General features: G+C 42.8%; 19 protein-coding genes. 7 read left to right on the top strand and 12 right to left on the bottom strand.

All coding sequences use genetic code 11. The features are described 5' to 3' along the window. Nucleotides 1-10: 10 nt before the first annotated feature. The 8 genes from nrdF to JQX68_RS09660 all read right to left on the bottom strand — a co-directional run bounded on the left by nrdF (nucleotide 11) and on the right by JQX68_RS09660 (nucleotide 6,219). Nucleotides 11-1,000, bottom strand: coding sequence for a class 1b ribonucleoside-diphosphate reductase subunit beta (nrdF, locus tag JQX68_RS09695; RefSeq protein ID WP_014664066.1), 990 nt, complete (start codon nucleotides 998-1,000; stop codon nucleotides 11-13). A gap of 17 nt (nucleotides 1,001-1,017) precedes the next feature. Next, the gene (gene nrdE, locus JQX68_RS09690) at nucleotides 1,018-3,120 is read right to left on the bottom strand and encodes a class 1b ribonucleoside-diphosphate reductase subunit alpha (protein WP_014664065.1); all 2,103 of its coding nucleotides are present in this window, start codon (nucleotides 3,118-3,120) and stop codon (nucleotides 1,018-1,020) included. Then, nucleotides 3,080-3,472, bottom strand: a complete 393-nt coding sequence (gene nrdI, locus JQX68_RS09685) for a class Ib ribonucleoside-diphosphate reductase assembly flavoprotein NrdI (protein ID WP_014664064.1) — start codon at nucleotides 3,470-3,472, stop codon at nucleotides 3,080-3,082. Before nrdI ends, nrdE begins: the two co-directional genes overlap by 41 nt. Before the next feature lie 243 nt (nucleotides 3,473-3,715). Then, complete coding sequence (locus tag JQX68_RS09680; RefSeq protein ID WP_003245262.1) at nucleotides 3,716-3,946, bottom strand: hypothetical protein; 231 nt, start codon at nucleotides 3,944-3,946, stop codon at nucleotides 3,716-3,718. 81 nt (nucleotides 3,947-4,027) lie between these two features. Beyond that, nucleotides 4,028-4,300: a YmzC family protein gene (locus JQX68_RS09675; RefSeq protein WP_040083098.1), complete on the bottom strand. Its 273-nt coding sequence runs from the start codon at nucleotides 4,298-4,300 to the stop codon at nucleotides 4,028-4,030. 200 nt (nucleotides 4,301-4,500) lie between these two features. Then, on the bottom strand, nucleotides 4,501-4,722 hold the full coding sequence (hfq, locus tag JQX68_RS09670; protein WP_003221097.1) for an RNA chaperone Hfq: 222 nt from the start codon (nucleotides 4,720-4,722) through the stop codon (nucleotides 4,501-4,503). A gap of 39 nt (nucleotides 4,723-4,761) precedes the next feature. Beyond that, entirely contained in the window at nucleotides 4,762-5,706 is a 945-nt protein-coding gene (miaA, locus tag JQX68_RS09665) for a tRNA (adenosine(37)-N6)-dimethylallyltransferase MiaA (protein WP_014664061.1), read from the bottom strand. Between the two features lie 99 nt (nucleotides 5,707-5,805). Further along, nucleotides 5,806-6,219, bottom strand: a complete 414-nt coding sequence (locus JQX68_RS09660) for a YmaF family protein (protein WP_080478223.1) — start codon at nucleotides 6,217-6,219, stop codon at nucleotides 5,806-5,808. Nucleotides 6,220-6,308: 89 nt separating this feature from the next. On the opposite strand from JQX68_RS09660, the gene JQX68_RS09655 reads away from it, so the two are divergent. From JQX68_RS09655 to ebrB, 3 genes are all read left to right on the top strand, one after another. Then, a complete protein-coding gene (locus JQX68_RS09655) occupies nucleotides 6,309-6,584 on the top strand; it encodes a hypothetical protein (RefSeq protein ID WP_069149627.1) in 276 nt (91 codons plus the stop codon). Nucleotides 6,585-6,719: 135 nt separating this feature from the next. Continuing rightward, nucleotides 6,720-7,037: a multidrug efflux SMR transporter subunit EbrA gene (ebrA, locus tag JQX68_RS09650; RefSeq protein WP_014664058.1), complete on the top strand. Its 318-nt coding sequence runs from the start codon at nucleotides 6,720-6,722 to the stop codon at nucleotides 7,035-7,037. Between the two features lie 13 nt (nucleotides 7,038-7,050). After that, nucleotides 7,051-7,404: a multidrug efflux SMR transporter subunit EbrB gene (ebrB, locus tag JQX68_RS09645; protein WP_040083104.1), complete on the top strand. Its 354-nt coding sequence runs from the start codon at nucleotides 7,051-7,053 to the stop codon at nucleotides 7,402-7,404. 13 nt (nucleotides 7,405-7,417) lie between these two features. Here ebrB and JQX68_RS09640 read toward each other — a convergent pair whose 3' ends face one another. The 3 genes from JQX68_RS09640 to JQX68_RS09630 form a co-directional block, all read right to left on the bottom strand. Next, nucleotides 7,418-7,870, bottom strand: coding sequence for an OsmC family protein (locus tag JQX68_RS09640; RefSeq protein WP_095432816.1), 453 nt, complete (start codon nucleotides 7,868-7,870; stop codon nucleotides 7,418-7,420). Between the two features lie 69 nt (nucleotides 7,871-7,939). Continuing rightward, on the bottom strand, nucleotides 7,940-8,647 hold the full coding sequence (locus JQX68_RS09635; protein WP_014664055.1) for a poly-gamma-glutamate hydrolase family protein: 708 nt from the start codon (nucleotides 8,645-8,647) through the stop codon (nucleotides 7,940-7,942). A gap of 279 nt (nucleotides 8,648-8,926) precedes the next feature. Further along, nucleotides 8,927-9,160, bottom strand: coding sequence for a hypothetical protein (locus tag JQX68_RS09630; RefSeq protein WP_014664054.1), 234 nt, complete (start codon nucleotides 9,158-9,160; stop codon nucleotides 8,927-8,929). 222 nt (nucleotides 9,161-9,382) lie between these two features. Between JQX68_RS09630 and aprX the strand changes: the two genes are divergently transcribed. From aprX to JQX68_RS09610, 4 genes are all read left to right on the top strand, one after another. Beyond that, entirely contained in the window at nucleotides 9,383-10,711 is a 1,329-nt protein-coding gene (gene aprX / locus JQX68_RS09625) for a serine protease AprX (protein ID WP_147771924.1), read from the top strand. 110 nt (nucleotides 10,712-10,821) lie between these two features. Beyond that, the gene (locus tag JQX68_RS09620) at nucleotides 10,822-11,646 is read left to right on the top strand and encodes an MBL fold metallo-hydrolase (protein ID WP_147771923.1); all 825 of its coding nucleotides are present in this window, start codon (nucleotides 10,822-10,824) and stop codon (nucleotides 11,644-11,646) included. 78 nt (nucleotides 11,647-11,724) lie between these two features. After that, complete coding sequence (ymzB, locus tag JQX68_RS09615; RefSeq protein WP_147771922.1) at nucleotides 11,725-12,081, top strand: protein YmzB; 357 nt, start codon at nucleotides 11,725-11,727, stop codon at nucleotides 12,079-12,081. A 229-nt stretch (nucleotides 12,082-12,310) separates the two neighbouring features. Beyond that, complete coding sequence (locus tag JQX68_RS09610) at nucleotides 12,311-13,525, top strand: cytochrome P450 family protein (RefSeq protein WP_147771921.1); 1,215 nt, start codon at nucleotides 12,311-12,313, stop codon at nucleotides 13,523-13,525. 42 nt (nucleotides 13,526-13,567) lie between these two features. Here JQX68_RS09610 and JQX68_RS09605 read toward each other — a convergent pair whose 3' ends face one another. Further along, nucleotides 13,568-21,175, bottom strand: a complete 7,608-nt coding sequence (locus tag JQX68_RS09605) for a beta-ketoacyl synthase N-terminal-like domain-containing protein (RefSeq protein ID WP_147771920.1) — start codon at nucleotides 21,173-21,175, stop codon at nucleotides 13,568-13,570. Nucleotides 21,176-21,179 lie beyond the last annotated feature (4 nt).

Here is a 21,179-nt window from a genome sequence, read left to right as displayed (position 1 = left end):
AGAGCAGATATTATATCTGCTCTTTTTCATCTTCAAAATAAAAGTCATCATCTTTGAGCGGCTCAACTGTCGCTTTTTTATAACCGTTCCCCTTCATGGAGAAGAAGTCATGCGATTTAGTTTTTGTATTTAATCCGTTTAAAACGATCGGATTAATGTCTTCCTCTTCGAAGTATGGATCAAATCCAAGGTTCATGAGCGCTTTATTTGCATTATAGCGGATGAATTTCTTTACATCGTGTGAGAGTCCGACTTGATCGTACAAGTCCTCTGTATACTCAAGCTCATTTTCATATAACTCATTCAGAAGGTCGATCGCAAATTCACGAAGCTCTGCTTTTTTCTCTTCTGTCTGTTTATTATAAATTTCCTGAGCAAGGAGACCGACATACACGCCGTGAATCGCTTCATCACGAAGAATCAGGTTAATGATCTCACCGCTTTGCATCAGTTTTCCTTGTCCGTAGAAATATAACGGATAATAGAAACCGCTGTAGAAAAGGAAGCTTTCCAGATAGACGGAAGCAACCATCGCTTTGAACAGTGATATTTCATCATCTTTTTGAATGGCTTTGTAAAGTCCGACAATCATTTGCGCTTTTTTCTGCAAATATTTATTTTGTTTAACCCATTCGAATACTTCATTGATCGTTTCAGTCGGTGCAAGGGTCATGAAGATATTAGAGTACGATTTCGCATGGACAGCGTTCTCCATCATCGCCATAAAGTTCAGCACCGCTTTCCGCTGGTGGCCGTCTACGTGTTCAGCCACGATCGGCATCCCCGTATTCCCCTGCTCTGTATCAAGAAGCGTAAGTCCGGCAAGTACCTTCATATAAGTGTCCTGCTCATTTTTTCCGAGGTACTTCCATGTGAGGAGATCGCCGTTTAAAGCAATCTCTTCCGGAAGCCAGAACTGTTTTACGTTTTGGTTATAGAACATTTGGGTAAAATCGTCTTCATGCTTTGACCAGTTTGCTGCGTCATAAATTTTTGTCACTATAAACTCTCCTTTAATCAAACAACACAAGAAAGGCAGCTGTCTTGCCCAGTATCTTTCGTTCTTGCATAGTAAATGGTTTTAATTCCTCTATGATGTGCATACAGATCGATTCGGTTTAAATCACGGGTCGTCATTGTGTCTTTTAAGAACAATGTGAAGCTGATGCCCTGATCAATGTGCTGTTGGATAGTCGCGATCATATCCACAACCTTGAACATGTCCATATCGTAGGCTTCTTTATAGAAGAACCAGTTATTAGATGCAAGCCCAGGCATTGGGTAGTACGTTTTTGAGTTGCCGTATGTTCTTTCTTCAATTCGTTCCATAATCGGCATAACAGACGCCGTACTTGATTGCACGTATGAGATAGAGCCTGTCGGTGCAATGCATAATCTGTAGCTGTGATACATACCGTGTTCAGCGACAAATGCTTTTAGCTGTTTCCAGTCCTCTGTCGTCGGGATATGCATACCTTCAAACAGATTGGCGATTTTTTCGTATTTCGGCGAGAAATCAGCAGAAACGTATTTGTCGAAGTATTCACCTGTCGCATAGGTTGAGCCTTCATATTGATCAAACGTTTCGCCTTTCTCTTTTGCAATTTCCGCAGAACGCTGGATGGAGTAGAAGTTCACCATCATAAAGAACGTGTTTGCAAAGTCACGCGCTTCCGGGCTTTCATACGCAATGCCGTTTTGCGCAAGGTAGCCGTGAAGGTTCATAGCGCCTAGACCGATTGATTTCATTGCTTTGTTTGCACGTCTTACAGCAGGTGCATTACGGATGTCAGTCGTTTCAGACACATGTGTTAAAGAGTCTGTCGCAAGCTTGACTGTTTTTTCGATTGATTTATGCTCCATAACATTGAGAATGTTAAGTGAGCCCAGGTTGCAGGAAATATCCAAACCGATTTCATCTTCTACATCATAGTCTGTGTATGAAGACACTTGAGATGCCTGCAGCACTTCAGAGCAAAGGTTAGAAAATTTCACCTTGGAAATATGGTTATTCGCATGCACTTTGTTCACGTTATCTTGGAACATGATGTATGGATAGCCTGATTCAGAACGAAGCATCGCCAGTTTTTCAAGCAGTTTCCGCGGGTTGATTTTTTCCTTTTTGACCCGAGGGTTGTCGACAAATTTGTCGTACATTTCGTTCATGTCCATCTCATCCATGTGCTGGCCGTACTCTTTATAAATCGTGTGCGGATAGAATACATAAGCCGCTTTGTCCTCACGTGCAAGCTCAACGAACTTATCCGGAATGACAACACCGATAGAAAGCGTTTTGACACGCACATCTTCATCCGCAGAAATCTTTTTCGTATCAAGAAAATCATTGATATCGCGGTGGAAAATGTTTAAGTACGCCGCGCCGGACCCTTGTCTTTGCCCCATTTGGTCAGCGTAACGGAACGCGTTATCAAGAAGCTTCATGACGCCTACAACGCCTTTTGTCGCATTTTCAACATCTTTAATGGCTTCACCTTTCGCACGGAGCTTGGACAGGTTAAGAGAAACCCCGCCGCCCAGTTTAGAAAGCTGCATGGAGATATCGATCGCTCTTGAGATATCGTTTAAGGAATCATTGACTTCCAGCAAGAAGCAGCTGACAAGTTCTCCGCGGCGTTTTCTGCCGGCATTCAAAAATGTCGGTGTGCTCGGCTGATATTCCTGATTGATCATCAGGTTCACATATTCTTTTGCTTTCTCAGTGTCGCCGTTGGCGAAGAACAGCGCAACAATTGAGATCCGGTCCTCATAACGCTCGAGGATTTTTTTCTTGTCATTCGTTTTCAAAGCATAGTCATTATAGAATTTAAACGCACTCATGAAGGAAGGAAAACGAAACTTCTTAGCGTAAGCTGTCTTAAACACTTCTTTAATGTCTTCAAAAGAATAAAGGCTTAAGAATTCCTCTTCGTAGTATTGGTTTTCAATCAAATAATCCAGCTTCTCTTTTAAATCGTGAAAGAAAACTGTGTTTTGATTGATATAGTCTACAAAATAGCTATGTACAGCCTCTTTATCCTTATCAAACTGGAATTTTCCATCTTTTTGGATCATGATTTCGTTATTTAACTGGATCCATTTTGGCACTTGATTTTGTGACAACTCTTTCTACCTCCTGAGTAAACAATTCAACGTCTTTAGATGTGCCGCTGAGTTCAAATTTGTGCAAGATCGGCACCTGATATTGTCTAGAAATGGTATCGGCGCTTTTTGCAAAGTTATCGCCCCATACTTTATTGCCGCTCGCAGCGACTCCTAATAAGAGATGGGCGTATTTTTCGAGAAATGATTGTGTTGATGCCGGTACCTGACCGAAGTTTGTCGTGTAGGTGACCAAAACAAACGGAGTGTCCACGTGGTCTATTTCGTCCACCTTGCGTATCTGCTGAAAGCCTAATTTATTCACAAACCGCTGAACATTCCCTGTTTTCGAATCAAATATGATTTGTACCACGTTTTATCACGACCTATCAAAAAATATGAATCTCTCATCACTAACACTATATATAGTATACTACCCTCTAGCAAAAACACAATATATAGATTCGTTTTTATGAAAAATTCATATTTTGATCAAATCAGGCAAATAGACAGACTCATTAGGGCCCAAAAAAGAGAGCAGAACGAGAATCATCTCTCGTCCTACTCGGGGTGTCGTTTTTTAGCCGATGTTTATCATAACATGAAAAAAAACTGCTTAGTAGTCTAGATTTTTTTTTCTTAAGCTATCACAGCATTTTTCGCTCTCTACTGTTTCTTCTATTTCAACATCCGCGCCGATTTCTTCTAAAACCGCCTTCAAAGCAGTGATAATTGACGCTTCTCTGATTAATTCTTTTCCGTTCACAATGATACTTGTTCCGTATTCATAGCAAGAATCATCTTCGCAAATTTCTTCCCAATGATTCACGATCACTTTATGCTTCATTTTTTCACCCTCTGTTTGATCTGTGTCTGTATTTAGTTTAGCGGCTGGCATCTGCTTTGTAAATTCGAATGCTTGTGAATTTTATTCAAGCTCATCATCCGCGTATTCTTTCTTCAGCTTTACCTCATTGCGGGACTCATTATACTCATAAATTTTGATATAGCCGTCCTCCATCACGCCAAAATGATTATGTTCAAGCGGAAACGAGGTTGGCTGAGGCGTTTCATAGTCTGAATTGCCGCTGTCTGTTTCAATGATGGTATCTTGACTCCCGCACGCCCCGAACAGTAAAAAAACAGCTATCCACACAAGGGCGATCCTGATTCGTCTCAGTTCTGCTTCACTTTCAAACAAGGTCGCGTCACTCCTTAAGTTCATATTTATACATAATATACCATTTTTTCTTTAGTATGTTGTTCTCATAAAAAAAGACCGTGCCTTGGCATGGTCAGCTTACTCAAAAAAGTTTGGAGCAAAAGTGAATTTACATGTTAAAAATGGCTGCCGAGAATCCCCCGACAGCCTCCTTATGTCTTGACATGGCATTTTTTGATCTATTCGAGTTCAAGCTGGACGTTTTTTTGCGGCGCAAACGTAGAGATCGCATGTTTATATATAAGCTGCTGCTTACCTTCCGATTCCAGCAAAACGGTAAAGTTATCAAAGCCTTTCACCTGGCCCCGCAACTGAAAGCCGTTCAGCAAAAAAACAGTGACATACGTATTTTCTTTCCGGATTTGATTCAAAAACTGATCCTGAATATTAATCGGTTTCATGTTTCGTCCTCCTTGATTCTCTATATCATACAGTTTCGATTAAAGTTCGAGTTTTCCTGCTATATGTGTGAAAATTTCCTTTTTTTTCAGCTCCATATCAACTGGCGGTGTCATATCGAACCATGTAACTTGCATTTTATTGCGAAACCACGTCAGCTGGCGTTTCGCATACCGTCTTGAATTCTGCTTTAGTTGTTCAACAGCATCGGAAAGTGTCACAAAACCGTCAAAATATGCATAAAGCTCTTTATAGCCTATCGCCTGTATCGATTGACAGTCTCTCACGTTCTTGTCGTACAAGTGTTTCACTTCCGGGAGCAGACCTGCCTCCATCATCATATCGACCCGCCGATTAATTCTTTCGTAAAGCGTGTCTCTATCCATTGTCAGCCCGATTAACACTGCATTATACAGAAGTTCTCGTTTTTGTTCTTTCAAATGCTGCGACATCGTTTTTCCGGATGTATGTAAAATTTCCAGCGCGCGAATGACTCTTCTTGTATTATTGGGATGAATCACAGCTGCCGCCTCGGGATCTGCTGCAGCAAGTTTGGCATGAAGAAAATCAGCGCCTTCCCGTTCAGCTGCCATTTGCATGCTCTCTCGAAATGCAGGATCATTTGCCTCTTCCGTAAATGTATAATCGTAAAGCACAGATTGTATATATAGCCCTGTACCACCGACAATCATCGGAAGCTTTCCTCTATTTGCAATCTCGCTGATTTTGTTTCTTACTAAGCTTTGATAATCGGCGGTAGAGAAAGAGTCTTGGGGTTCTAAAATGTCAATCAGATGATGAGGAACTCCCTCCATCTCCTGTTCGGTAATTTTAGCTGTTCCAATATCCATCCCTTTATAAATCTGCATTGAATCTCCGCTGATAATTTCCGCGTTTAAAGATTTGGCTAGCTGAATACTTAAATTGGTTTTTCCCACTGCCGTCGGTCCGACTAAAATGACAACGGGCTGCTTCGTATTATTCAATATGTATCACTCTCTTTTATAAATCTCCCCCCATTATAGCATTCAACATGGACAACCACCTATCCATTTTGCCCTTTTTTTGCATCGGTAAACATCCTTCTACCAGCCGATCGGCTCATTGCCGACAATTTCCCTCGTCTGTCCTTTCAGGGTATGACGGTGCGTTTTTCTTTCGTCATCTCCGGGAGCATAAACAACCCCTCCGTACTGGATCTCAACCGGCTTGTTATAGGCCAGATACGTCGTTTCTTCGATTTCATGATAATGTGTGCCATCTGCTAAAGGAATCGCCGGCCCTGAGATTCCGTAATACCGATGAAAATGGCCGTTTTCAAATGAAGTGATCCCTGTATAGTAATGTGTATGCTGATCGGTATTTGATCCGTTTGCGGGCTGAGTAAACCCTTCAATCAGATGATAATGGCCCTGTTCCCTCGATGTTTTGACATGATAAGCATGTGCGTGGGGCGGCGCTTTCGACCAGTCAGACTGATACAGGCCCAATGTGTTCACATCCTCTTTTTTCCTTAATTCGCCCAATCAAATCCGGGCAGGCTGAATACACTGCATCATCTACACTTTATTACAGGAGGAAAGAAAACATGAACGAGTTAGAGAATTTCAGTCCTGAAGATACAAGAATATTTGGAAGACCTTTTGGATTCGGGAGACCATTTGGATTTGGAAGACCATTCGGATTCGGTTACGGGTTTGGAAGACCCGGATTTGGCTATGGATTTGGCCGGCCATTCGGATTTTTTGGAGGTCCGTTTATCGGCGGCCTTGCAGGCGGGCTTATAGGAAGCGCTTTATTTAATCCTTATTTGTATGGCGGATACCCCTATTATCCGTATGCCCCGTTCCCTTATTATTATTAATCGCAAAAGACCCCTTAAAAAGGGGTCTTTTTAAGTGTGTAAAAATGAATCTCTTGACTCATACATAGGCATACACTAATATTTTTCTAGCTGAAGCTCTTTTCTAATCTAAAAATATAGTGAGGAGAATTTAAGATGTTAATAGGATATATATTCCTCACGATTGCCATATGTTCGGAATCGATAGGGGCAGCCATGCTGAAAGTATCTGATGGCTTCAAAAAGTGGAAGCCGAGTGCCTTGGTCGTCATTGGCTATTCCCTCGCCTTTTATATGCTGTCACTGACGTTAAACCATATTCCCCTAAGCCTCTCCTATGCGACTTGGAGCGGGGCGGGAACGGTGCTGACGACAGTAATCGGAGTGAAATGGTTCAAGGAAGAACTGAATGCGAAAGGGCTTTTCGGGATTCTTTTATTAATATCAGGGGTCGTATTACTTAACTGGCAGTAAAGGAGTGAGGATGATGAAAGGATTGCTTTATTTGGCTCTCGCCATTTTATCTGAAGTGTTTGGAAGCACGATGCTGAAGCTTTCAGAAGGATTTACACAGGCCTGGCCCATTGCCGGAATCGTAGTCGGATTTCTTTCCGCTTTTACTTTTCTAAGCTTTTCTTTAAAAACAATTGACTTATCAAGCGCGTACGCAACATGGTCGGGCGTTGGTACCGCGCTTACAGCCATTGTCGGTTTTTTGCTTTTTGGCGAAACCATCAGTTTAAAGGGAATATTCGGTCTCACGCTTGTCATTGCGGGCGTGGTCGTGCTAAATCAGTCGAAAGCCCACGCTGAAGATAAAAAACAGACGGTCTGTGAGTAACCGTCTGTTTTCATTATTCTCCCCCCGCTTTTACAGAGGCTTTAAGCTGCAGCTCAACATTCCCTTGAATCGCGCGCGAAATCATGCATGACGACTCCGCTTTTTCACAAAGCTTGTGCGCCAATGCGATGTCGTCTTGTGAAGCATCATGTTTAAGCACAACAGAGGGACGGTGAATAATCTTTTTGTATGTAAAGACTCCTTTCGTGACGTCGACAATACCTTCTGACTCCATCTGCAAGTCTTCTTTTTCCAGCCCGCTTCTTTCCATCATCGCTGCAAGTGTAATAATATAACAGGTCGCTGCCGCACCGAGAAGCATTTCATCAGGGTTGGTCCCTTCTCCCGGTCCATCCATTTCTTTAGGGATGGAAATCGATGTGATCAGGTTACCGCTTTCGATCGTACCCACATCATTGCGTTTACCTGGCCAGTTCGCTTTTAAATAAAAATGATGATCTGCCATTGTTTTGCCTCCTTGTTCATCCTATTTCAGTCTACTGACCTTCTCGTATTTTGTCTCCTGATCTGCTTGTTACGAATACTCTTTTTCCAGGACACCCTTGATCGCACTGACATAAGCATAAAATTCACTGTTCTTTGTGTATTTTCTATTTTTATAATAAAAATCATCAAAAAATGCTTCTCTCTGCTCGCGGCTGATTTCCAGCTGTATACTTAGCCCCGTTTCTCCTTGGTTGTTAATGTTTTCGGCATTCAATCCAGCGAGACCGCTTTTAGACGACGCTAATTCAGCGGAAAAACCTCTCCGCTCAAGAGCTCTCACAATCATTTTTGCCCGCTTTCGATCCGTTCCCCCTACAAGGGTATTTTTGTTCTCCCCTTTATATCCGTGAAAAGCCACCACATATTGATGCTCCTTGATTTTCTTTTTAGCTAATGGCTCATCAAAATTGGTGCTTGTAATATGCAGCGTTTGGTTATCATGGGACTTCAGCCCTTCAAACAGGTATGTAGAGTATTCATGATTGAAATACCGAACAAGCTCACTTACTCCGCCTTCAATTCTTCCGCCATGCGGAGACATAATTAAGACTTTGCTTCCTTTTTTCTCATTATATGAAATATCGTAATCGGCTGGACTCTCATTCTCTGCCAAGCTGCTGAAATTTGAATATGTATCTGGCTGATTTGATGGTTCAGGTTCTAATGAGTAATGAACATATCTCAAGAACAAGACAATGGCTAAGACTAATATGACATTTAGTAAAAATCTTCTCATGTTTAACTCCTTTCATAAGAATGGCACGGTTCATTATATGAGGTTTAGCCAATAGGTTTTATCTTACCATTGTATACACGATATCATCAGTGAAAAAGTTCCCGGTTTCAAAAAATCAATTGATTGTCACGGTTATTAGCGGTTCATTTCAAATAAGAGTGAAAAAAGGTTGAGAGGAAAGCCAAAAAAGGTAGGAACAACCTCACTTGGCAAATAAATGTATATAGGTTTAAGGAGGGTTTTCGTAACAGGCTGTCCGTTTGCTTAGACGGACGCCTGTTACTGGCCTGCAAAATAAAGATTTTTCTTATTTGTTCTCACAAAGTCACAGGAGAGGATAGAGTCCAATAAAAATGTTCTGATTTGTTGTTTCGAAAAACAAAATGCTTTGATTTTCGTTTTGCTTTTCTGCCTTACAATAATCGTTCTTTTACTAATTGTTCCGTCTTTCTTCATATATATAATGCTGATTGGCATTTGGCTTTCCAAAGATCGATGTAAGTAGAAATTCATACAGCCGCTCTCCCCTTCCAGTTTGATATGACCACATTATAATACGAACAAATGTTCCTTTTCAATCCCCAATGATTTCCTCAACCTCTCATCCATCGTATCTAATACGAAAGATTCATAAAAACAAACTCTTATCCGCCTCTTATAAAGGACAAACAAACTTACCAAACCTATCATCTGTTCATAGAGTATACAGAGAACCTTATAATAGGAGGAAAATACATGTTTGGGTACTCTATGGTACAAATGGTGAGAGCAAATGCTCATAAGCTAGATTGGCCGTTACGGGAAACCGTATTGCAGCTTTACAAGCCCTTCAAATGGACTCCTTGCTTCTTGCATAATTTTTTCGAAACCAAATTGAAAAACAGAAAAAGAATGTCAGTCATTATTGAATTTGAGGAAGGCTGTCACGAGACCGGCATTCAAATGGCTGGGGAGGTACTGCAAAAAGAAAAACGCAGTAAGCTAAAAACCCGCTTCAACAAAATCAACTGCTGCAGTGCGGAGGTTACCCCCTCAGCATTACATTCTCTTCTTTCTGAATGCAGCAATATCCGTAAAGTGTATTTAAACCGCGAAGTCAAAGCGCTTTTAGACACGGCAACTGAAGCAAGCCATGCGAGGGAAGTCGTCCGAAACAGGAAAACCCTGACAGGAAAAGGCGTTACTGTCGCTGTTGTCGATACAGGAATCTACCCGCATCCTGATTTAGAAGGCAGGATTATCGGGTTCGCGGACATGGTCAATCAAAAAACAGAGCCATACGATGATAATGGTCATGGCACACATTGTGCAGGTGATGTCGCAAGCAGCGGCGCATCCTCTTCCGGAAAATACCGCGGACCCGCACCGGAAGCCAATCTCATTGGCGTAAAGGTATTAAACAAGCAGGGTTCAGGAACGTTAGCAGATATTATAGAGGGTGTCGAGTGGTGTATTCAATACAATGAGGACAACCCTGATGAGCCGATTGATATTATGAGTATGTCGCTCGGGGGCGATGCCCTTAGATATGATAATGAACAGGAAGATCCGTTAGTCAGAGCGGTTGAAGAAGCGTGGAACGCAGGGATTGTCGTCTGTGTCGCTGCCGGAAACTCAGGCCCTGATTCGCAGACCATTGCAAGCCCGGGCGTGAGCGAAAAGGTGATTACAGTAGGTGCGCTTGACGATAACGATACTGCAAGCAGCGATGATGATACGGTCGCTTCCTTCTCAAGCCGCGGTCCGACAGTATACGGGAAAGAAAAGCCCGATATTTTAGCGCCGGGTGTTAATATTATTTCCCTTCGCTCTCCGAATTCCTATATTGATAAGCTTCAAAAGTCAAGCCGTATAGGATCTCAGTACTTCACAATGTCAGGAACCTCGATGGCAACACCAATTTGCGCAGGAATCGCAGCTTTAATTCTCCAGCAAAACCCGGATCTTTCTCCCGATGAAGTGAAAGAGCTTTTGAAAAACGGCACGGACAAATGGAAAGATGAAGATCCGAATGTGTACGGAGCGGGCGCTGTCAACGCGGAAAATTCCGTTCCCGGCCAATAAACAGCATCAAAAATCCGGCAATTTTCTCTCAGCAGAACTGCCGGATTTTTGTTTGAATATTCATAATCATAAGGTAAAATAATGGGAAATGGATGAAGGAAGTGAAGAAAGTGCCATATTATATCTGCAACACATGCGGTGTGCAGCATGCACAGACTGTAGATCCGCCCAACTCGTGTCTGATTTGTGAGGATGAAAGACAGTATATTCATCCTAATGGACAAACTTGGACAACTCTTGAAGACATGCGTGAGAAAGAAAACCTTCAAAACATTCTCAAAAAGGAAGAAGACCATCTTTACAGCATCAAAACTGAACCAGAGTTTGCGATTGGACAAACAGCCCATCTGATCCAGCATAAGGGCTTTAATGTGCTGTGGGATTGCATTTCATATCTTGACCAAAGGACAATTGACCAAATCAACGAATCAGGCGGTATTCAAGCCATCGCTTTGTCTCATCCACATTATTACTCTACTCAGGTTGAGTGGGCTGAAGCATTTCAGGCCCCGATCTATATCCATGAAGATGACAAAAAATGGGTGACAAGACCAAGCAATCACATTCACTTCTGGTCAGGGGAAACGCTCAGCATGAAGCCGGGGCTGGACCTTTACCGACTGGGCGGACATTTTAAAGGCGGTGCTGTTCTTCATTGGAGCAACGGCAATAAAGGGAAAGGATGTCTATTGACTGGAGATATCATTACGGTTACGGCGGATCAAAACTGGGTCAGCTTTATGTACAGCTATCCAAATCTCATTCCCCTTCCCGCATACAAAGTTGAAGAAATAGCAGCCAAAGTGAAACCGCTTCAATTCAACAGGCTTTACAATGCTTTTTCTAAAGTTGTCAAAGAAAATGCTGGCGAAGCTGTCCAGCGTTCTGCCATACGTTATATCAAGGCTTTGAACAGCGAATTGTTTCATACATAAGGGGTGAGGCGGCTCTTTTCCGTGTAAAAGATGCTGCAATTGGGAATAGTATCGTGTAGATCAAAAGGAGGAATATTGATGGCATACACGAATACACAGCTTTCCCAATGGCTGGAATCAAAAGTCGGCCAGACACTTGATATTAGAAAAGGTGAATTGACCCATGATGAAGAGATATCAGACTTGGATCAGATTGTTCTCCACCTTCAAAAAGTGGCTATACGAAGCACGAGTCACCCTGATGACTATGTAGCGAAAGAAGAGCTCGTTTTAGAAGGTGAAGGAACAACCTTCACTGAGGACGGAAACGTGCCGCTTCCGCAAAATGCCTATGAGATTCCTTTATTAGGTGATATTCATATTCATCAAGAAAACGAAGGATTGAAGGTCGTAACAGATCGTGCAGTATATACAATTGATATCCAGCACAGCTGACACTCACTTTCATCAAAATAATGCAGCTTAGCGCCTTTGAGCATTCGTTCAAAGGCGCTAATTTACATCAAGCCCTTTTTTCGCTTTTTCGTTCTTCATCCTATTGAATGACGCCTATAATAGATATATAGTTTTAGAGACAGGATTACATTTCAAATTATTCTGTTTTTTGTAAACGAGTTCAGCAATTTGATTCATCTATTTACCCTATTAGGCGAGGAGAATGCAAATGGAAAAATTGATGTTTCATCCGCATGGTAAAGAGTTTCATGATAACCCTTTTTCAGTTTTAGGACGATTTAGAGAGGAAGATCCCATTCACCGATTTGAATTAAAACGGTTCGGAGGCACGTATCCGGCTTGGCTAATAACCCGATACGATGATTGTATGGCCTTTTTAAAAGACACTCGAATTACAAGAGACGTGAAAAATGTGATGAGCCAAGAACAAATCAAAATGCTCAACGTTAGTGAAGATATCGATTTTGTTTCCGATCATATGCTGGCAAAAGACACACCTGACCATACCCGCTTGAGATCACTTGTTCATCAAGCATTTACTCCCCGAACCATTGAAAATCTGCGCGGCAGCATCGAACAAATTTCTGAACAGCTTTTAGATGAAATGGAAAAAGAAGATAAAGCGGATATCATGACATCCTTCGCTTCCCCTTTGCCTTTTATTGTTATATCTGAATTGATGGGAATTCCTAAAGAAGATCGAACACAGTTTCAAATCTGGACCAATGCGATGGTTGATACCTCTGAAGGTAACAGAGAGCTGACTAATCAAGCCCTTCGTGAATTTAAGGAGTATATCGCCAAGCTGATCCATGACAGAAGGATAAAGCCAAAAGACGATTTAATCAGCAAACTTGTACATGCTGAGGAAAACGGCAGCAAATTAAGCGAAAAAGAGCTTTATTCCATGCTGTTCTTGCTCGTTGTAGCGGGCCTTGAAACGACTGTAAACTTACTCGGCTCCGGCACCCTCGCATTGCTGCAGCACAAGAAGGAACGTGAGAAGCTCAAGCAGCATCCCGAAATGATTGCTACAGCAGTTGAAGAATTGCTGCGATACACCTCACCTGTCGTTATGATGGCAAATCGGTGGGCCATCGAAGACTTTACATACAAAGGGCATTCGATCAAAAGAGGAGACATGATTTTTATAGGCATCGGATCTGCCAATCGCGATCCGAACTTTTTTGAAAACCCCGAATTTTTAAATATAAATCGGTCGCCTAACAGACATATTTCTTTCGGTTTTGGCATTCATTTCTGCTTAGGAGCGCCTCTTGCCAGGCTGGAAGGCCACATTGCATTTAACGCACTTCTGAAGAGGTTTCCTGATATTGAACTCGCGATGCCTGATGACATTCAATGGAGAAAAAATGTCTTTTTAAGAGGATTAGAAAGTCTCCCTGTTTCACTTTCAAAATAACATTCAAAACGCCCCCTTCAAAAGAGGGGGCGTTTGTGTTTCTCAGCGCTTCACCAATTCATCTTCTTTTTTCGCTTCATGTTTTTTCCTGAAAGCCTTAAGGAAATTCGCATTTACTACTCCCTTATTTGAATAGAGCTTTTCACAAAATTCTAACATGGCTGCTGACGCTTTCGGTTCGGTTAATATCATGAAGTGGTTGCTTGAATCGACATCTACCAGGTGGAAATGGGGAATTTGCCGCTCCCATTCCTCCCAATAGGCAGCTTGATCAAACGGTTCTTTTTCATTTGATAAAGTGAAATAAATGTCTAAATCACCAAAGAAAGACCTGCTTTTGTTGCGGAAATAATAACATTTTACTGCCTCAGGGTCAGGGAGAGGCTTAACAGTATACGACTCCAAATCATAGGCGCGCTGTGTTTTCATCATTTGCTGAGCCTGTGAACGTATTTGCTTCTCTGATTTGTTTAACCCTCGTTCTTTTGCCAGTTCAATCAACACAGACAGGAATTCTTCATCCTCTAAGCTTATGTCCACCTCTTCACGGCTGATGAGGACATCAGTAAGCTTATCCCGTTTCGCAATCGGTGCCAGCATCATATTAATTGTTTGCAGCATTGACGTTTTCATAGATGCCTCATACTCTTTTGTCTCAGAACGATATGGGGAGTCAATCATCACCATGCTTTTGACAGAAAGGCCTTGGCTTTGCAGCTGGCGTGTGACTTCATATGCAATCATCCCGCCTAATGAATATCCGCCTACATCATAAGGGCCTTCAGGCTGTATGGATCGAATGATCTCTATATAATAGGAAGCGATTTGTTTAATTCCGTGCAAAGGAGCATACTCAGTCATGAATCCTCTGGCTTGAATGCCGTAAAAAGGGCGCTGGCTCTTTTGTGCAAATTGCTGATAGATTTCAACCCCTCCTACTCCGCCATGGAACCAAAAGACAGGACGCCCCCGCTTCCCGTCATTTAACGGTATCAATTCCGGAAACGTGCGAGCGTGATCATTTTGCAAGGATGTATCCTCCTGTTTCTTTGCGATCAAGTCCGTCATGTCCTGAACCGTATGACATGCTTGAAGCTCCGTCAAGACTATGTGAGGGTTTACCTTTGATTGCAATTGCTGTAATAACTGTATGCAAGAAATCGAATCAAACCCGTACTGCTGCAATGGCTTTTGAGGCTGCAGTTCATCTGGAGCCATCCCTAATACATTTGCTAATATGTGAGGATCGCCGCTGTTGTTGATATGCTCATCCTGTGAAACAGAAGGCGTATTCTCTACTGCTTGAAAGCCGTTCCAGCAGCTTCTCTTTTCAAATGGATAGGTTGGCAAAGGTATTCTGTGGGCACCTTTTCCTTTATAAAGCTTCTCCCACGGGATTTGCACCCCTTTTGTCCAGCAAAACGCGATCTTTTCAAGGTTGTTTCCGGACAACAAAGACTCGATCACCATTTCTCTTAATGGCCCATCAAGCAATGTTTCGATATCTGACGTGCCATTTTCTTCATTTCCACTAAAGACAGGTACAGCATTTTTCGGCTTATCGCCTTTTTTCTCAGCCAAGCAGGCTTGCAAGCCGTTTACCAGTTCTTCTTTATTGCGGACGACCAGTGCCAGGCGATCACCCATCTCCTCTCGGCCGGTTTGAAGTGTATAAGCATAATCTTGTAATGACAGTTCTTGTTGTTTATTCACATAGTCAAGCTGCTGTTGAACAACTGCTTTTAGCCTGTCCTGATTCTTTGCGGAAAGAACCACAATGTGGGGATCATGCTCATTCATACTAACCGGTGGTTTTGGTAAAGGAATATATTCTTCTAAAATGACGTGCGCATTTACGCCTCCAAAGCTATAGCTGTTGATACTCGCTCTGCGAGGAATTTTGTTGCCTGCATCGTCATGTAAATCTCCCCATGGCTGGTTCTCGGCAGTCACTCGGAAGCGGGTGCCCTTTATTGACACCTGGTCATTCAAAGATGAAAATCCCGATATGCCTGGTATTATTTGATGCTTCATCGCCATGCTGACCTTCATAATAGCAGCCATGCCGGAGACGAGTTCACCGTGTCCGATGCTCGGCTTTAAGCTGCTGATATAACATGGCGCTTCCTCCTGTACTTCCTGAAGTTCCATCTGACTGGATCCTGACTTTAACGCCTCCAATTCTATCGCGTCTGCCAATGGAGAGGCGATCCCATGCGCTTCTATATAGGTCACCGTTTTGGGATCAATTTGTGCTCCTTGATAAGCCTTCTTCATTGCATCCTTCATACCGACCGGATTTGGCGCGTGAAGCGACATTCCCCTGCCGCCATGCGATACACCCGAACCCTTAATAACCGAATAAATATGATCAGAATCATCAATGGCTTTTTGCAAAGGTTTAATAATGAGAACTCCTGCTCCTTCACTTCTGACAAAGCCATTTGCATCTGCTTGAAAGGATTTGGCCTGTCCTTTCTTACTCAAATAGCCCATTGAGTCGAAGCCAATAAAGCCTTTTGGTGAAAGCAGCAAATTCACAGCCCCGACAATGGCTTGCTCACATTCGCCGTTTCGAATGGATTGTATAGCTCTGTGCAAAGCCACTAGAGCTGAGGAACAGGCAGCTTCATAATATTCACTTGGCCCTTTTACATCAAGCGCATAGGATATACGGTTTGGAATTAAGGAAGGAATCACAGCTGTATCCGTATTGCCGGCTGCGACAAATACTCCTGTCGGGCGGCTTGATAAGACCTGTCCGGTTAAGCCTGCGTCTTCCATCGCCTTCCATGCATGTATCAAGAGCAGAAACTCCTGTGGATCCATATTCGCCGCTTCTTTAGGCGATATGCCAAAAAACAGGGGATCAAACTCACCTATTCCTTCTATAAAACCGCCCCATTGAAGGCTTGATTGCCCTTCCTTATCGGCTGAGGCATATTTTCGCCAGTCCCAGCGTTCTTTCGGCACTTCAGAGACACAGTTCTTTCCTTGAATCATGTTATTCCAAAATTCCGTTACGCTGTTTGCTTTCGGAAACTGTCCCGACATGCCGATAATGGCTATCCCGTCAGCCGCGTTGTTGGTTGCTTTATCTGTCTTCATCTCAAAAGCCGGAATCTGTTTCATTTTGATTTCGGATTGAGCTGGGCGTTTCTGCTGCTGATCAGTTTGGCCAAACAGCCGCACAAATGATGTTTCATGTTTGGATTCAAAAAATTCGGTCAGCTCATCAACAGTCGGATATTCAAAAAACAGTGTCGGATTTAATTCGATCTTTGTCTCTGACTCCATCTCCCTTGTCAGTGCAACCAACTGAGAAGAATCGATTCCAAAATCCATGATATGCGCTTTTGCAAGAGACAATTTTGATGGATCGGCCATGTTGACTGCCAGTTTATCTGTTACATAGCTTCTGATACGTTCTTTCAGATTGCTGTCCTTGATGGCCGTATTTTCAATTCCTCCTTGATTCGAAATACGAAGCTGCTTCAACGAGTAGCCTGAATAGTGGAGGACTGTTTCTGACGACTCATTGATCACATCTACATTAAACAGAAGCATGTCACCTGTATTTTTAACCATTGTAATTAAAAGCCAGCAATCCTCTTTTATCGTTTGCTTTGTAAACTGGATATCATTGATTCCAAATGGCAGGTACCCTCCCGTCATGTCAAACTGCTCTAAGAAGCTGAGGATGGCCAAGTAGGCGCTGTTTGTCACCAATGGGCTTACAGTGTAGTGATGATCGTTTGCCAGCCCGTTTTGAGGCAGGCGAATTTTTGCCAGTATAGACTTGTGATCTCTGTAGAGATGAGTAATTGTCTTAAATAACGCCCCCCATTCAGGGCCGTTTCCGGTTTTATACATCTGATCAATGTGATGAAGCTTGGTTAATGAATGCTTTACGTTCTCGATATTTACTTTTTTCGGCTTAAAAGAACCGATTTCGCATTGTCCGATTGCGGCAGGCTTCCACGAACGAGAAGCCGGCTCACGATACATGATTTGCAGTTCTATGACATGATCTTTTTGCAGCGGCTTTGCCTGCAGTTCAATGGTCTCGCCTTGTTTGATAACAATTGGATTGATATAGCTCAATTTGCTGATACGACCGCTGTTCTCCTCAGGGAACAAGTTAAAAAACGCTTCTATGGCCAGACTGCCATAAGTGGCACCGACAAGCACCCGTTCATTGTTGAAGATATGTCCTTGAACATAAGGCTCATCATAAGTGAATTGATCCTGTATGACCGGCTGATGGATATCACCTTCAACAGCTGACGAATTCTCATTGATCGGCGTTACATCGAAATGAAATGATGTATTATGGTCAAATACATAGTGAGGCAGATGAACCCAGCCTGTTCCTGTAGCTTCTTGAAAAGCAATCGATCCCCCTTGTACCCACTGCTCTGCTGCGCTTATTTCTCTATCATTAGTTACTGATTCCGCACATGGCTGTAAATCGAATGATGTATAAATGCCTTGCTGGAGTGAGCTTTTTTCTGATGTTCGGAACATCCTTAGTTTTTCGATCAGCTCCTGTGTCGATGTCACTGTAAATGCAGCCCTATGCTCTAAATTGTGGTTGATCCGGTGTAAAGCCTGTACAACGGGTTCAATATCCAGAGACGCTTCCTTCCCTAAAAACAATTCCATGTTTTCAAGGTAGCTAAGCAGGCTCCATTTGGTTTTGGCTGAAAAAACGGCAGTGAATTCCGGCTGGCGGGAAGCGCGATGTTTTTTCTCCGAGGCCGTCTCTATATATTCTTCTATAATGAGATTAGCATAGGCACCCCCCGCCCCGAAGGAATTGATCATGCTTCTGCGCGGCAACTGCTTTCCAGTGCCAGGATCATTCAAACGATGCCATGGCTCTGTTTGGTCCTGAAGATAGAAAGCCGTGTTTTCCAGCTTAATATTTGGATTGACAGGCGTCGCGTTAATTGTCGGCACCAGTGTCCCATTCTTCATCTGCAGCAAAACTTTTGTCAGCTGAGAAATGCCGGAAGCCGCCTCTAAATGCCCCAGATTGGATTTGACAGAGCCTATCGCACAAAACTGTTTCTTGTTTGTATATTGCTGAAACGCGTTTGTTAAGGCAATTACTTCAATAGGATCGCCAAGTGCCGAGCCATTTGCCGCCGATTCAATATAGCCGATAGTCTCTGGATCAATGCCGGACTGCTGAATTGATTTGGCAATTAATTTCGCTTGCTGCTTCGGGTCCGGAGCTGTATACATCTGTCTTCCGCCGCTATGGTTGGCAAAACTGCTTTTGATCACAGCGTAAATATGATCCTGATCCTCAATTGCCTTCGATAGCGGTTTTAACAGGACAGCACCGACGCCTTCCCCGGGAATAAGCCCGTTTCCTGTGCCAAAACTTTTGCTTTGATTGCCGCTTCCCAGCAGATTGGCACGCTCCAAAGAATCATATTTAGAGAGATCGAGTGTTAAATTGACACCTCCAGCAATCGCCATTGAGCAGCTTTTCAATTTCAGGCTTTCACATGCAAGATGTATGGCGTTTAATGAACTGGAGCATGCTGAGCTGACCGCGATACTCGGTCCGGTCAGGTTAAAAAAGTGGGAAACCCGATTTGCAATGTGCCAGTCTCCCCCATTTGAGCTGAGGACTGCCTGCTCTAAAGATGGGATATTCCAAAAATACTGGTTATACATATTCCCTATAAAAACACCTACTCCGTCATCATCCCGCAATTTATCCAGCCGGGTTCGCGTATAGCCGCCGTCCTCAAACGTTTCCCAGACGGTTTCTAAACATAAACGGAGTTCCGGTGTCATTTCCATGACTCGGTTTTGCTCCACCTCAAAAAGCTGATGGTCAAACGCCTCTATATCTTGTAAAAATCCGCCATAGCGCTTTTTATTCGACGGCTTTTTTGCATCTTTTGATAATGTTTTCAATAAAGATGTGCGCCATCTGGATTCCGGTGCCTCTGTAATACAATTGTCTCCGGCGATTAAATGCCCCCAAAGCTCTTCTAAACTGTTAGACATCGGATAGCGCCCGCTCACCCCGATTATTGCGATATCTTCTGTACTAGAATCATTAAAATGTGTTCCTTGCAAATTACTTGTCTTTTCTTTTTTTGATGGTTCGGTATTTGCTAGCTGAGTTTCAGTGACTTCCTGCTCTGTAACAAAGCGGCGTGTATGAAAAGTAAATGGCTTATTAGGATCTGTACGCTCTGTTTGAAGAGGAGCTTCATTTTTTGCAGGCTTCTTTTTTTCCTTTAACAATGCTGTCCGGAGCTTATTTTCATGCCCCTTTACTAAATATTCGACGAGTTCTTTTGTGTTGTTATGTTCAAATAAAATGGTTTTTGGAAGCTCTCCCGTCACTTTTTCTAATTCACGAATGAAATTCACCTGCAAAATCGAATCAATTCCATACTTCTCAAATGTCGTATCTTCGTGAATACGTTCTGGTGATAGTTTGATTGATTTTGCCAGCGTATGCTTCACAAATTGTGCCGTTTGTTCGATGAGAGAATCGCTTTCCTGTGAATGATCGATTTCAACATTCATTTGTATATGGCTTGGATCTTCTTCTGCCCCCGTTCTCTTCTTTTGACGGACGACTCCGTTACTTTCAGCGGCAATGATCTGCTGGCCGAGCTGATGCGATTGTTCAGCCATAAAGGAAACATAGCGAAATCCTTCACTCTCAAGCACCGTTTTCCAAGTATCCGGATACAGGCCCGGACAGCCCGGTATGCGAAGATCAGGGTCCCCATACAGCCACCAGCCTTCCAAAAGGCCGAACGTCAAATGCGAGTATATATTATGATTACTTATTTCATTTAAAAGGAGCAGCCCGTTTTTTTTCAAAACTGCTTTTGCATTTCGCAATGTCTGCCGGATATTTTTTGTGGCATGAAGCACATTTGCCGCGATGACCGCGTCGTAGCCTCCCGCATCAATATGCTGTTCAGCCGCCGGCTCCTCGACATTAAATCGTTTATATGTCAAATATGGATTGTCAGGACCATACTTATTTTCTGCATGCATTAAAAAAGCTTTAGACAGATCTGTATAACAATATTCTTTTATATGTGTCTGCCATGCTTTCAATTTTTGAAAAACAGCCGCGCTTGTCCCGCCGGTCCCAGCTCCGATTTCTAATATTCGAATCTTCGCCTCAGGCTCTTGCTTCAGACGTTCTTGCAGATAGGCTGTTAACGTATCTGCAAGCACATCATTAAAATAGTCTGCGACTTGATTGTTTTTATAGACCCCTTCTACTAAATCCATAGATGAATTCGGAAACAGGATATCGGTGGCTGACGCCTTGCCGGTCAGAATCTCCGGCAAGGCTTTAAGTGCTGTCTCCACCAATGTCACCATGGCTTTCATATTATTGTCTTGAAGCAGGTCAGATTTTTGTTCATTCCATTCTTTCCACAGCTCGCTCATGGTGCCTATTGAGCGTGTTGGAACATATCCGTTCTCCGTTCGCTTGAGAAATTGATGCCGTTCTAAAATGGATTGGCTTTCTTCGAACCATCTGCCATAGAAATTCTCCAATACCGGCTGAGATTTACTTTCAGTGAAAAAACCTATGGACTGCAATTGTGCAAAAAGCATTTTACAGAGAATGTCTTCTGTATTCAGCATTGGC

The organism is Bacillus sp. LJBS06, assembly GCF_016924995.1.
In the GTDB taxonomy this organism is placed as follows: Bacteria; Bacillota; Bacilli; order Bacillales; family Bacillaceae; genus Bacillus; species Bacillus stercoris.
The sequence above is the reverse complement of the archived record's forward strand: the minus strand, read 5'-3'. Positions and strand labels throughout refer to the sequence as shown.

Excerpts from the sequence above, each read along its gene's own strand:
- JQX68_RS09680 (WP_003245262.1), bottom strand. The coding sequence starts at position 3,946 with ATGAAGCATAAAGTGATCGTGAATCATTGGGAAGAAATTTGCGAAGAT.
- hfq (WP_003221097.1), bottom strand. The coding sequence starts at position 4,722 with ATGAAACCGATTAATATTCAGGATCAGTTTTTGAATCAAATCCGGAAA.
- JQX68_RS09655 (WP_069149627.1), top strand. The coding sequence starts at position 6,309 with ATGAACGAGTTAGAGAATTTCAGTCCTGAAGATACAAGAATATTTGGA.
- ebrA (WP_014664058.1), top strand. The coding sequence starts at position 6,720 with ATGTTAATAGGATATATATTCCTCACGATTGCCATATGTTCGGAATCG.
- ebrB (WP_040083104.1), top strand. The coding sequence starts at position 7,051 with ATGAAAGGATTGCTTTATTTGGCTCTCGCCATTTTATCTGAAGTGTTT.
- JQX68_RS09640 (WP_095432816.1), bottom strand. The coding sequence starts at position 7,870 with ATGGCAGATCATCATTTTTATTTAAAAGCGAACTGGCCAGGTAAACGC.
- JQX68_RS09635 (WP_014664055.1), bottom strand. The coding sequence starts at position 8,647 with ATGAGAAGATTTTTACTAAATGTCATATTAGTCTTAGCCATTGTCTTG.
- JQX68_RS09630 (WP_014664054.1), bottom strand. The coding sequence starts at position 9,160 with ATGAATTTCTACTTACATCGATCTTTGGAAAGCCAAATGCCAATCAGC.
- aprX (WP_147771924.1), top strand. The coding sequence starts at position 9,383 with ATGTTTGGGTACTCTATGGTACAAATGGTGAGAGCAAATGCTCATAAG.
- ymzB (WP_147771922.1), top strand. The coding sequence starts at position 11,725 with ATGGCATACACGAATACACAGCTTTCCCAATGGCTGGAATCAAAAGTC.
- JQX68_RS09610 (WP_147771921.1), top strand. The coding sequence starts at position 12,311 with ATGGAAAAATTGATGTTTCATCCGCATGGTAAAGAGTTTCATGATAAC.
- JQX68_RS09605 (WP_147771920.1), bottom strand. The coding sequence starts at position 21,175 with ATGCTGAATACAGAAGACATTCTCTGTAAAATGCTTTTTGCACAATTG.